The sequence below is a fragment of the Vibrio splendidus 12E03 genome (assembly GCF_000272105.2).
In the GTDB taxonomy this organism is placed as follows: domain Bacteria; phylum Pseudomonadota; class Gammaproteobacteria; order Enterobacterales; family Vibrionaceae; genus Vibrio; species Vibrio splendidus_I.
This window is the reverse complement of the sequence record NZ_AJZD02000268.1, coordinates 50,980-63,788: the sequence shown is the minus strand read 5'-3', so window position 1 is coordinate 63,788 and position 12,809 is coordinate 50,980. Positions and strand designations below refer to the sequence as shown.

General features: G+C 45.9%; 10 protein-coding genes and 1 pseudogene. 3 read left to right on the top strand and 8 right to left on the bottom strand.

The window, feature by feature from the left end; genetic code table 11:
- Nucleotides 1-88: 88 nt before the first annotated feature.
- From A142_RS16705 to A142_RS16695, 3 genes are read left to right on the top strand one after another with little or no spacing between them, the layout of a single operon-like run.
- The gene (locus tag A142_RS16705) at nt 89-1,465 is read left to right on the top strand and encodes a DASH family cryptochrome (RefSeq protein WP_019823454.1); all 1,377 of its coding nucleotides are present in this window, start codon (nt 89-91) and stop codon (nt 1,463-1,465) included.
- Nucleotides 1,462-3,033 carry a cryptochrome/photolyase family protein gene (locus A142_RS16700; RefSeq protein ID WP_019823453.1) on the top strand — a complete coding sequence of 524 codons (1,572 nt, stop codon included), beginning with the start codon at nt 1,462-1,464 and terminating at the stop codon, nt 3,031-3,033. Before A142_RS16705 ends, A142_RS16700 begins: the two co-directional genes overlap by 4 nt.
- Nucleotides 3,033-3,773: an SDR family oxidoreductase gene (locus A142_RS16695; RefSeq protein ID WP_019823452.1), complete on the top strand. Its 741-nt coding sequence runs from the start codon at nt 3,033-3,035 to the stop codon at nt 3,771-3,773. The genes A142_RS16700 and A142_RS16695 overlap by 1 nt, the downstream gene beginning before the upstream one ends.
- Nucleotides 3,774-3,919: 146 nt before the next feature.
- On the opposite strand, the gene A142_RS16690 is transcribed toward A142_RS16695, so the two are convergent.
- The 8 genes and pseudogenes from A142_RS16690 to A142_RS16665 all read right to left on the bottom strand — a co-directional run bounded on the left by A142_RS16690 (nt 3,920) and on the right by A142_RS16665 (nt 12,805).
- A complete protein-coding gene (locus A142_RS16690) occupies nt 3,920-4,804 on the bottom strand; it encodes a PA4780 family RIO1-like protein kinase (RefSeq protein ID WP_029405529.1) in 885 nt (294 codons plus the stop codon).
- A 161-nt stretch (nt 4,805-4,965) separates the two neighbouring features.
- Nucleotides 4,966-5,100, bottom strand: coding sequence for a DUF2256 domain-containing protein (locus A142_RS24485; RefSeq protein ID WP_019823450.1), 135 nt, complete (start codon nt 5,098-5,100; stop codon nt 4,966-4,968).
- Between the two features lie 240 nt (nt 5,101-5,340).
- Entirely contained in the window at nt 5,341-9,057 is a 3,717-nt protein-coding gene (locus tag A142_RS16685) for an AAA family ATPase (protein WP_019823449.1), read from the bottom strand.
- 5 nt (nt 9,058-9,062) lie between these two features.
- Nucleotides 9,063-10,316, bottom strand: a complete 1,254-nt coding sequence (gene sbcD, locus A142_RS16680; protein WP_019823448.1) for an exonuclease subunit SbcD — start codon at nt 10,314-10,316, stop codon at nt 9,063-9,065.
- Between the two features lie 213 nt (nt 10,317-10,529).
- Nucleotides 10,530-10,703 (bottom strand): annotated as a pseudogene (locus tag A142_RS25455) (porin family protein); the annotation flags it as partial.
- A 13-nt stretch (nt 10,704-10,716) separates the two neighbouring features.
- Nucleotides 10,717-11,313 carry a LysE/ArgO family amino acid transporter gene (locus tag A142_RS16675; protein WP_019823447.1) on the bottom strand — a complete coding sequence of 199 codons (597 nt, stop codon included), beginning with the start codon at nt 11,311-11,313 and terminating at the stop codon, nt 10,717-10,719.
- 14 nt (nt 11,314-11,327) lie between these two features.
- Nucleotides 11,328-11,852, bottom strand: coding sequence for a GNAT family N-acetyltransferase (locus tag A142_RS16670; RefSeq protein WP_019823446.1), 525 nt, complete (start codon nt 11,850-11,852; stop codon nt 11,328-11,330).
- A 323-nt stretch (nt 11,853-12,175) separates the two neighbouring features.
- Nucleotides 12,176-12,805, bottom strand: a complete 630-nt coding sequence (locus A142_RS16665; protein ID WP_019823445.1) for a cytochrome c oxidase assembly protein — start codon at nt 12,803-12,805, stop codon at nt 12,176-12,178.
- Nucleotides 12,806-12,809: the final 4 nt, after the last annotated feature.

Below are 12,809 nucleotides of genomic sequence, written 5' to 3'. Positions count from 1 at the left end.
TATTACCCACTTAGAGTAGAAATTTGTGATCTTGTCAGCTTATCAACTCGTAAGCGTCTAATAATTAACAAATCGCCGAGTGGAAGTAATGAAAAAGATTGGCCTGTATCTTTTTACAAACGACTTAAGAACCAACGACAATGCGCTACTTTACCAAGCAAGCCAAATCGTCGATGAGCTCGTTTGTGTGGTTGTCGAACCGCTTCTGTCTCACTACTCAGCACAGCTCGCCCAAGAACAGCAATATGGCGCTCAACGCATAGCTTTCATTTCACAATCGATAAGCGATCTTAAGGCTAACCTGAACGACCTAGAACAAACACTGATCGTCCTTACACAAGACCAAGATAAAAGCGGTAACATTAAATACTCGCTCAACGAGATTATCTCTGATCTAAACGTCACTCACTTGTTTGCAAATGTTCATTGTAGCTACGACGAGCAACAGCTAGTGCAATCAACGTTGGCTGACTGCCCGAACTTAACTGCGATTCAATCTCATAACTCGACTTTGTTTGAGCTCGATGACTTCCCTTTTACGTTAGACAAATTACCCCGCTCGTTTACCAAATTCAGAAAACTCATCGAACACTTGTCTGTCGATACACAAAGTTTGACCATAACGACGTTACCACCAGCACCAGACCTAACAAAAACGTCACACTGTCACTCAGAAACCTCCCTTTTTATGACGGGTGATTTGGCGAGCGAGCAAAGCTTTAAAGGCGGTGAAACATCGGGATTAATACATCTCGATCACTACTTCTCACGCAATTACGCGATCTGCTATAAACAGACTCGGAATGCGTTGGATGGCGTCGAGAACTCGACCAAGTTTTCACCGTGGCTCGCATCAGGTTGTGTCTCACCAAAAACAATCTGCAGACACCTCACGCGATTTGAGTCGCATAATGGTTCCAATGATTCAACCTACTGGATCTATTTCGAGCTGTTGTGGCGAGAGTATTTTTATTGGAAGTGCATGTCGTTGAAGGCATCGTTATTTACAGGCTCATACACAAACCCCGTTATAGCAGAGAGTAGCACTCAATCGGCAAGCCTTAATTTTTCCAAATGGAAGAGCGGTAACACCAACTACCCGATTGTCGATGCATGTATGCGCCAACTTAATGCGACTGGCTACATGTCCAATCGCGGAAGGCAGTTAGCCGCAAGCTGTTTGATTTATGAGTTGGGCGTCGACTGGCGACACGGCGCGGCCTATTTCGAAAGCCAACTTGTCGACTATGACGTGGCATCTAATTGGGGAAATTGGGCGTATATCGCCGGGGCTCTCAATCAACCCGCCCGCAACAACCAGACGAAAAACCAATTACAACCTAAATCACGCCATTTTGATTTGGCCAAGCAGACTGAAATGTACGACCCAGACCATGCCTTCATCAATCAATGGTCAGGCGGTAACGCAGTCACAACAAGCCTCACAAACCAGGACGCATTATGAAATTTAAAACGGTACGACTTGTATTAGGAGACCAGCTAAATATAGAGCACTCATGGTTTCGACAGGTTAACGATGACGTTATTTACATCATTGCTGAGCTCAAACAAGAAACGGATTATGTCGCATCTCACATTCAAAAAGTGGCCGCGTTTTTCTGTGCGATGGGTTACTTCGCTGACGGACTCAAAGAACAAGGCCATCAAGTACTCCACCTCACTCTTGACGACACAACGCAATTTGAAAACCTAGATACACTTCTAAAGCACTATGTACACGAATTCGGCGCAGAGAAGTTTGAATATCAAAGGCCAGATGAATATCGCCTCTTAGAGCAGATGAACAAGCTCAAGCTCACCAATGCAACCAAAGGTTGTTGTGATACCGAACACTTCCTCTTTCCATTCGAGGAGATCGAACAACAGTTTCCAAAAGACAAACACATCATGATGGAACACTTCTATCGCCGAATGAGAAAGCGTTTCGACATTTTACTAGAAGACGGAAAGCCAGTTGGCGGCAAATGGAATTACGACGCGAACAATCGAAAGAAACTCAAGAAACAAGACATCGAAAACCTGCCTCAGCCTTTGATGTTTACCAATGACATAACAGACATTTTGCAGCGTATCGAGCGCCACCAAGTGCAAACCATTGGTCAAGTTAGCAGCCAATTATTATGGCCGGTGAACCGCGCACAAAGCTTGTCTTTGCTCGCCCATTTCTGCCAAGTTTGCTTACCGTTATTTGGGCAGTTTCAAGATGCGATGACGACAGAGCACGAATCTAAATGGAGCTTGTATCATAGCCGTATTTCGTTTTCGTTGAACAGTAAACTGTTGAGCCCTAAAGAAGTGATTGATGCAGCACTGTCGGCCCACCAATCATCCTGTCTTCGAGACAGTTCACCAGATAAACCAAGCATCGACATTGCACAGATCGAAGGGTTTGTACGCCAAATACTGGGGTGGCGTGAATACATACGCGCCGTCTATTGGGCGAACATGCCTGCTTACTCCAACAAAAACCAATACTCAGCAAACAACAACCTTCCCCATTACTTTTGGGATGGACAAACCAAGATGAACTGCATGAAGCATGCGATTGACCAGTCTCTTGAATTTGCTTACGCGCACCACATCCAAAGGTTAATGATCACTGGCAACTTCTGTTTAATCACGGGTATAGACCCTCACCAAGTAGACAGTTGGTACCTTGGTATTTACGTCGACGCGATTGAGTGGGTTGAAATGCCAAATACGCGAGGTATGGCACTGTTTGCGGATGGCGGGATCGTCGGAACCAAACCATACTCTGCCAGCGGTTCCTATATCAACCGCATGAGTGACTACTGCAAAGGCTGTCACTACAAGATAAAAGAACGCAGCGGCGAACAATCTTGCCCTTTCAATAGCTTGTATTGGCGCTTTATGAACCAACACCGCGATGCGTTAAACCGCAACCCACGCATGGGCATGTTATATCGCTCTTGGGACAACATGGACGAGCAATCACAACAAGCGATTCTCGATACCGCTGAGCAACGAATCACAAACTTGGAGAACTTATAATGGTGGAGCAACTCAGATTACACATATTAGTGGTCGGTGGGAGTGGCGGTATTGGTTTCGCTGTGGTTAAACACCTATTATCTGAGCTCTCTCGGTTTGATTTTCTTGATGTGCATGTAGACGCGACTTACCACTCTCAACAGCCGGAACTAGAAAACAATCGCTTGAGCTGGCACAAAGTCGACGCGACCAACGAAGCTGATATTAAGCGTTTGAGTTCTGAGTTTGAGCAACTTGATTGGTTGATCAACTGCGTGGGTATGCTCCACACTCCAGATCTTGGACCGGAGAAAAACTTGTCGTCCATCGACCCTGATTTTTTCCTCAAAAACATCTCTGTGAACACCCTACCGAGCTTATTATTGGCAAAGCACTTCACGCCGATTCTTAGAGCGAGTGACAATCCAAAATTTGCTGTGGTATCCGCAAAGGTAGGTAGCATTTCAGACAACAGATTAGGCGGTTGGTATAGCTATCGCTCATCGAAAGCAGCCCTCAACATGTTCATCAAAACCATGTCGATAGAATGGCAACGCACCATTAAGAAAGGCACCGTGTTGGCTCTGCACCCGGGCACGACAGACACCGCTCTGTCGAAGCCTTTTCAGACCAATGTCCCTGAAGGCAAGTTGTTCGAATCGAGCTATGTCGCCCATCAATTAGTCGATATCATTCGCACTGCCACACCGGACAAAAGTGGGCACTTCTACGCTTATGATGGCGAGCAGTTAAATTGGTAGTTGATACGAGTTGCCGTCTTTCGTTAGTGCTAAAAAAGAAAACCCAACAGAGTTGAGGCTCCATTGGGTTGTTTTTTGAAAGAACGCCTCAGTTTTTTAAGGCGTTTGGTTGATATCTAGCACAAGATCAAAACTGATGATCACGATTACTCAGCCCAATTGAACTTGCTGTCATCGACACCTTCTTTTTCTTCTTTCGCACGTTCACGTCGGTGTTGCTCTTCAGTTCGCGCAGCGTCTATCTCTTGCATGATGGCTTCGATATCAGCCAAGTCGTCCGTTTCCGTAAACTCACCCGTCAGCTTGCTGTCTGGCTTTAAGTCGCCTTTCTCGTACAGCGCCCACATTTCCTTGGCATACTCGGTTTTCGCCAATTCAGGAGCAAACTGAGCGTAATAATCACGGATGTTATTGATGTCACGAGCCAGCATCCACTCAGCGTTGTTGTTCGCCGAAGCGTCAACCGCTTGCGGTAGATCGATAATTACTGGGCCGTACTCATCCACCAATACGTTGAACTCAGACAAGTCACCATGGATCAAACCAACACACAGCATTTTAACTACGTAAGTCATCATCACGGCGTGGTCTTCGATCGCTTGCTCTGCTGACATCACGACATCGTTCAAACGTGGTGCAACATAACCATCATCGTCAGTGACCAGTTCCATAAGCAGCACGCCATCAAAGCAACCGTAAGGGACAGGCACACGTACGCCCGCTTCTGCCAGTTTGTATAAGGCATCCACTTCGGCACTCTGCCAAACCTTTTCTTGTTGTTCACGACCAAAGCCAGAGCCTTTTTCCATCGCTCGAGCACGGCGGCTATTTCGGACTTTTCGGCCTTCACGATACGCGGTCGCTTTTTTAAAGCTGCGTTGGCTAATTTCCTTATATACCTTAGCACAACGGATCGTATCGCCGCAGCGTACGATGTACACCGATGCTTCTTTGCCACTCATGAGTTGGCTTGTCACCTCGTCGACCAAACCATCGTCAACTAAAGGCTGTATTCTTTTAGGTATCTTCATGCCGCCTTTATACATCACTTATCTTACAGATAGAAATATTAACTTGAGAAATGAATGACGAAACGATTAAAGGATCATCAAAATGATGACAAAGGAAGGAAATATTAGAGTTAAGGGCTTTAGATCATGAGGAATGAGCTGATCTGTTCAAGAGTATGGGACTAAGATTTATTACGACGACAACGTTCTGAACAGTAGATCACGTCATCCCAACAGCGCTGCCATTTTTTACGCCATGCGAAAGGCTTTTGGCAAACAGGACATGTCTTAGTCGGTAAATGAGGCTTCTTGTGCATGGTCGTTTCCTTTTGGATGAGTCCACTTCCTGCGTTTACTGGAGATTCCCTATTACGCTCGTTTCTCACTTTAGGGAGTGACGGCTACTTTTTGAACGCTCCTGACTTTAAGGAGTGGCGGCGGAATGATTGATAACAGCCCCCGACTCCGTCATCCTCGAGAAGGAGGAACGACTGAGTCGGGGAACTGCTTCATCTAGCTCTGCTTCTATTTCTGCACTGATGGAAGATAGCTATACGCTAAGCGACAACCTTGTACTGCTTCTCCATCTCACTCACACCTAAGCCTGAGTGTTTTGTCACTTTAAGCTGAACGGGTACTCGCTCTTTCAATGCTTCAACGTGGCTAATCACACCAATCATTTTGCCTGATGCATTCAAGTTATCCAGCGCGTTTAGAGCAATGTCTAATGTCTCACTATCCAGCGTACCGAAACCTTCATCTAAGAACAGAGAATCAATACTGGTTTTGTAGCTCACAAGATCAGAAAGCGCTAATGCCAGCGCCAAGCTCACCAAAAAGCTTTCGCCGCCGGACAAAGTCTTAGTGTCACGCATAACATCGCCCTGCCAAGTGTCGAGCACTTGCAGTTCTAAACCATCGTCGGCTTTACGTTTTAGCTCGTAACGACCATGCAAACGTTGTAGCTGCTTGTTCGCAAGGTACACCAAGTTTTCCAACGTTAAACCTTGGGCAAACTTACGGAATTTATCGCCGTTCTTTGAGCCGATAAGTGAGTTAAGACGTGAGATATCATCAAACTCGACTTGTTGCTCGTCGATCTGTTTGAACAGATCTTGCTGATTACTTCGGTTCTGGCTATCCGTTTCAAGATTGGCAGAAATTGCACCGATCTTGGTTGCATGGCTTTGCTGTTCGTTTTGACACTCAGTCGTCGCTTCTTCAACTTGCTGCTGGTTTTGCTCTTGCCATGCTTTCGCATTTTCGTGATTTTGTAGATCCAGTTGCGCTGCTTTAGCTGTGTTCAACCTTGCTTGTGCACTGACAATCGCTTCATCTAAAGACTTCTTCAGGCTTTTAAGTTGAGTTCTAACCTCTTCATCTAACAACGCTGCTTCAAAATCAACCTCACCTTCAAATGGGCTAGCTTTCAGCGCTTCTAACCAAGCATTCGACGCTTGTGTGTAGCTCGATTGCTTACTGCCCAACTCGTCCGAGAAACCAGTGTGTTTGGTTTGCTCGGTTCGGTGTTCCAGTTCGCAGCGGTTAAGCACTAACTGAGCGGCATCAAATGCATTAACCGCTTCAGTGACTTTTTGCTTCATCGCATTGCTGGTGGCTTGAATGTCTTTGTCACCAAACAATTCTGTTCTTTCAGCCGTTAGACGAGTCAGTTCTAGCACTAGAGACTCACTCTCTTGCGACAGTGTCGCAAGCTCTTTCTCAACACTGCTTAGCTTGTCGTCTAAGGTTTTCAGTTCAGCATTTTGAGTAATCAGTTGCTTCTCAATGTCGGCCTGTTGCTGTTTGGTTTGCTGCCATGTGCTTGATGCCTGTGATTTCGCAGTAAACCAATCATCGATATGTTCAAGTTCAGGCGCTTCGATAGAAGTTTGAACAATGCTCTCTTTCAAAGCGATCCATTGCTGCTCTTTCGCTTGAATGATCTGAGTCACTTGCTCGTTTGCGACTTGGTTTTGCTTATTCAGATCCGCTAAGCGTTGCTCGGCCAACTCGAGATTAGACTGCGCCTTGTCAGCCATAACACTTACAGACAGGCGTTGTTTCTCAGCTTCGGCATAATGCGCTTTAGCATCACTCAACGCTTTGAGTTGCTGTGCGCTCTGACTTAGTTGAAGTTCACACTGCTGAGCAAAGGTTGCAACCGTAGCTTCATTGCCTAAATCGTTAATCGTTAGCAGCGCCAGTTCAGGAGCCGTGCCAACGAAATCCGATAAGCTCTGCTGAAGCTTGCCGACAACGCCTTGCCAATTCATTTGAGCCTGCTGAATATCCGCTTGCGCTCGCTGAATGTCATCGTTCAGCGCGGCAATCATAGGGGCAAGAGAATCTAACTGCTGACGATGCTCTTGGCCTTCTTTTTTGATAGCCGTTAGCTCTAGGTTTTCCGTTTCTTTTTGAGCAACCAAATTTGCAATATCTTGCGACTGTTCAATCGAATGCTCTGTTGAACCACACAATGGGCATTCAGATCCAGATTCTAGAGCTGCACGGTATTTTGCTAATTCGCCTTCTTGATCAATCAATCGCGTTAATCGCTCAAGCGAAGTCTCTTTCTCTTTATATCGCTCCACCAACACTTCACGTTCTTTCGAAAGCTTGTCGACCAACTGGGTGTTGGTTTGATGTGCCTGTGTTTTCGCGTGCAGCTGTTGCTGCGCATTTAGGAAGCCACGATTGATCTCAAGTAATGAGTGGGTATTGCGATTCCAAAACTCCAATAGATCTTTTTGCGCATTCAGCACCTGTTCACTGGTATCGCCTTGCAATGCTTCCCACTGTTGCTTCGCACTACTCTCTAGCACAACCAATTCAGCTAAAGTTTTGTCTTGCGTTGCTTTCGCGTCTTGCGCAGATTTGATGGTCTTTTGCTGAGCATCAACCGCAGACAAAGTTTGCTTCGCTGAGTTTAACTGTTCTGCATGCTGACGCTCTAGAGTACGAACTTGCTCAACTTTGGCTTGCCATTGACCTAGGTATTTTTCCAGATGTTGGTCAGCTTGATGTGTATTTAAATACTCAGTGCTGAGTTGATTTTGTTGCTTTAGTGCATCTATTTTTTGGGCTAACACGATCTGTTGATTACGCTGCTGCGTGTGTTGCTCGTTTAGCGTATTCGCTGCATTAACGGCCGCAGTTTGCTTATCTTTGAGTACGGCAATTTGGTTATCGAGCGGGCGCACGAGATCGATGATCTTCTCTTGATCTTGTTGCTCGTTTTTCGCCTGTTGGACAATCGCACTGCTTTGAGTCAATTTAGTTTGCGCGTCTTGCTTCTCTGCATCACGAACGGCAAGTAACTTGGTGCTGTTATCTAAGTGAGCTTGAGTGGTGTTTACCTCTTGTTCGCAACGCTTTAAATCTTTGTGCATTGGGCGCAGTTTTTCAGCCGGCTCACTGTTTGCCAAGCGCTCTAGTGAAGGTTGATTACGGTCTAATTCATCTAGAGCTGTTTTAAGATCACGCTCACTGGTCGCGATAGTTTGCTCAGCTTTAGTCACGTCTTTCCACCAGCTTAGATGCGCTTGCCACTCTTTTAACTGCTCCGCTAAACGCTTCTGCTCAACTTCTAGCATTTCACGCTCTGCGGTCAGCGCGTGTATTTGCTCTTCAGACAGTAAGCTCACACCTTCCGCTTTCGCTTTAAGGTGATTAAGCGACTCTTGACTCGATTTGAAATGATCGTAGATACGCTCTGAAATCAGGCTATAGACTTCGGTTCCCGTCAGCTCTTCAAGTAGCTCGGCACGGTCGTTAGCATTGGCATTTAAGAACGCCGCAAACTCACCCTGAGACAACATGATGGATTTGGTGAAGCGTGAAAAATCGAGACCGGTTACCTGCTCCACCAACTTGGTCTTCTTGGTCAGCATAGTCTCTAAGACTTTGTCGGTGTCCGCATCGGCAAATTCACACGTTGGCGTTTGTAATGCGCCATCGTGTTTTCCACGCGCTCGCTTTTGATGGAAGTTAGAACGGTACGTTTTGCCCTGCACTTCAAATTCCAGTTCAGCAAAACACTCACCCGTGCCACGTGTCATTAATTCATTGTTGCCTTTGGCAATGCTCTTCAAACGCGGTGTACGGTGGAACAATGCCAAACAAATCGCATCAAGAATGGTGGTTTTGCCCGCACCGGTTGGGCCAGTAATCGCAAACAGACCATTTTCTGCAAACGGTGATTGGGTAAAATCGAGCTTCCAACGCCCTTTCAAAGAGTTCAGGTTTTCAAATTCTAGGCTTAAAATCTTCATACTCGTTACTCTTCTACTTTGTTTGGTGCTTGAGCGCTTTCAGACACTTCGATCATTACTTGCTTAAACTTTACCGTCATTCTCTCTAAACGCGCTTTTTCAGAATCGGTTTCAAACTCTTCTAAGGCAATACGCTTGCTAAATACGTCCATCGGGCTCAGTTCAGATAAGGTTTCTGCCGACTCTTGCTCTAATGCTTGATTGCGACGTTCTCTTGCTCGGCGTAATTGAAGTACTTCCACATTCAAACCTTCGGTTAATGCGCGCACACGCTCTTGTAGATCCGACAAGTAATCTTGCGCTTGCACTTCTATCGATAACCACACGTTTTGTTCGCTATCTAAACCCATGTATTGGTTCAGCTGAGATTCAACCTCGCTCAAGTCACCTTTGATTTCGGCTAGGGGTTGGAACGTTGGAACTGGCAATTGAGAAATCGTGCGCTCACCTTCAACAAACTCAACTAGACATACCTGCTTTTGAGATTTAAGTTCATCAAAGCTTAATGGGATTGGAGAGCCTGAATAACGAATGTATTCACGCTTTGCCACCACTTGTGGGCGGTGGATATGACCAAGTGCAATATAATCGGCATCTGGGAAGCCATCAGCGGCGAAACCATCAAGGTTGCCGACATAGATGTCGCGTACCGAGTCCGATTGTTGAACCCCCATCGCCGTTAAATGACCAGTAGCGATGATCGGCATGTGCTCGCTGTTTGCAAACGTCGCGCGTTTAGCAACCGCCGCATCATAAACACTTTGGTAGTGCTGTTTGATTGCATCACCAAGTTGCTTCTGACGCTCAACGCCTGTGACACCTGCCTGACTGGTCAACACATCGCGTGGGCGAATAAAAGGAATGGCGCAAACCAGCGCTTCTACATCGCCATTTTTACCTTTTAGTTCGACAACCTGAGTCGCATGATCTTGGTTGGTATTAGGAATCACGTCTGCGCCCATGTATTTGAGCAGCTGTTGTGTCTCTTTAAGCACAGACACCGAATCGTGATTTCCACCTAACAACACCAATTGACAGCCGATCTTGTTCGAATCGACCACGAACTTGTTATACATCTCACGAGCGTAACTCGGCGGTGTGCTGGTATCAAAAATATCGCCAGCAACAATGATCGCGTCGATGTCGTTCTCTGTAACTTGCTCAAGTAACCATTGTAAAAACCGTTCATGTTCATTCTTACGGCTTTTATTGTAGAAGTTTTGGCCAAGGTGCCAATCGGACGTGTGAAGAATCTTCATTGCTGCTCACTGGAAGTCTGTAATACCTTTAATCTACCAAAATAGTCGAGATAATTCCCTTTTATAAGCTTGTGAAAACCAACTAATTTCAGGCTTTGGAGCAACTCCGCCCATAGCGTGACCAATCGTTATTTTTGACATAAAAAAACCGCTCAACGTTAGAGCGGTTATAGGTGTCCATGACATTAGCTGTAAGTTATTTCACAGGGGTCATTAAAAATTGTACGAAGCACCCAGAGTTACAGTGCTAAACGCGACATCACGACTTGCCAGTCTATTACCATTAGGGCCGAAGAATTCGATATTTACAGCGTCTGCTTGTGAGATCAAACGTAATGTTAGGTTTTCTACCGGCGTGTATTCAACACCAATACCGAAATGAAAGCCTAATTACGCGCAGCTAGACGATCAAAGATATTGCAATAGATGCCATGATCACGCCAACGACAAATTCCAACACCTTCCACGCTCTCGGGTTTTTAAACATTGGAGCCAAGAAGCGAGCGCCATATCCAAGTGAAAAGAAGAAAACGAATGACGCCGATACCGCCCCAGCGCCAAACAACATTTGATTCGGTTGATATTGGGTTGAGATAGAACCTAGCAGTACCACAGTATCCAAATACACATGCGGATTAAGCCAAGTGAACGCCAAACACATCGCAATCGCTTTGGTAAACGAGTCTTTGGTTTCAGCAGTGGCTTCTAAGGCGTGGTTTTCAGTAAATGCTGAACGGAAGCTTAAGAATGAATAGACACCCAAAAAGATAGCGCCACCATAACGGGCGAACTGCTCAATTTGTGGGAACTGCTTAACGATTGCGCCAAAGCCCGTCACGCCAAAGCTAATCAGTAAGGCGTCAGAAATGGCACATACAGCACAAACTGCCAATACGTGTTGGTTCTTAAGCCCTTGCTTTAAAACAAACGCATTTTGAGAGCCAATCGCAAGAATCAACGAAAGGCCAAGGGAGAAACCTGCAAAGTAAGTCGACACCTAAAGCTAGCCTCTTAACGCAATTCAATACGTATAAACTGGCTGTGCGGGTCCAACACATAATCAGCAAAGGGTTCACAGTAGCCGAAGCCAAACTTTTCATACAGGTTACGCGCAGCCTTAAAGTAGTCTTCTGAGCCGGTCTCTAAACTGATTGTTTGATACTGGCGGGCGGTTGCTGTGTCCAATACGTGCTGTAAAAGTTGGCTCGCAACACCTGACTTTCGAGCAAACTGTGAGGTTCTCATCGATTTGAGTTCAGCGTGTTGGGTATTCAACTCTTTAATGGCGACACACCCAAGCAGTTGGCTGCCTTTCCAAGCACTGAAAAAGGTAATTCCTGGTGACTTGAGCCCATCTCGATCCAGTGCATGGACACTTTCGGCTGGCGAAGTTGCGTACATATCAGCAAGATGCTCTTCAAGCAATTCAATGACTTCCCCACCCGACAAGTCATCCAGCTTAATTTCTATTGAAGCACTGCTTTCCAATGTTGTTCCATTTTCCATTGAATCCTGTGCATTTGTTTCTGGCTTCATTGTCTCACTCTCCTTGTTTAGTTCGCTTATTTTGCTTGAGTGATTTGGCTTTAATTACTAGGGCGTGTTGACCTTTCGAGGTTAAATTTTGTTCGAGATAAAAGCGTTTTAATCGCGGCGAGGGGGAAGTCGCCTAGTCATTCTAAGCAAATCTCCCTCAACAAAGAGTAAAGCGCTTTTAGCCGAACCCTTCGGGCAGCGTTTGCTGGTCATTTCTACTACGTTATCGACTTCTCATGTAGGCTAGCTACACATCAAAGCCTCTGCCTTGTATAAATACCCAGCAACTCGCTGCAAAAATCAGCTCGAAAGATCAACACGCCCTAATTACTTGCGAGTACGTTAGACTCAGGTTTATTGGCCGCTGCACCCACCTCATTCGTGATATTGAATAACGTGTAAGAGAGCGTAAGCGTATGTATCGATTCTGGAATATCTGGCTCAATGTAAAATATCAAACCCATTTCGACGCTCTTGTGCCCGTCCAATGGTTGCTGATTAAAGCAAAAGCATTCCATCTTGTTAAAATAGGTCGCTCCCATTCCCGGAGAAACCGATGGTACGGCTTGGCCAACCAGTGAAGCTCCAGAAAGGTTTCTGGCAATGTAGTTAGTTTGAACCACCTCGCCAGGATGAACCTCTAACACTCGAACCTCAGGCGAAAACTGCCATGGCATATCTGGCTTGATGTGGGACATGAATTCGACTCGAACCGTACGAGAGTAGTCTGGCTGCATTCCCTGAGGTTGCACCGCTGAAACAGTATTAGTTTTACCATTGATGCCTAAGGCCTCACACATCACATCGTAGAGCGGCACCAAAGCGAAACCGAAGCCAAACATCGCAACCACACTCAACACCAAGTAGCCCGTCAGCTTTTTGGTCGATCGCTTATTAGACAGGCGCTTAGGTTTCTTTTTATCTTGATTGGGATCGCTTTGCTTATCACTCATGGTT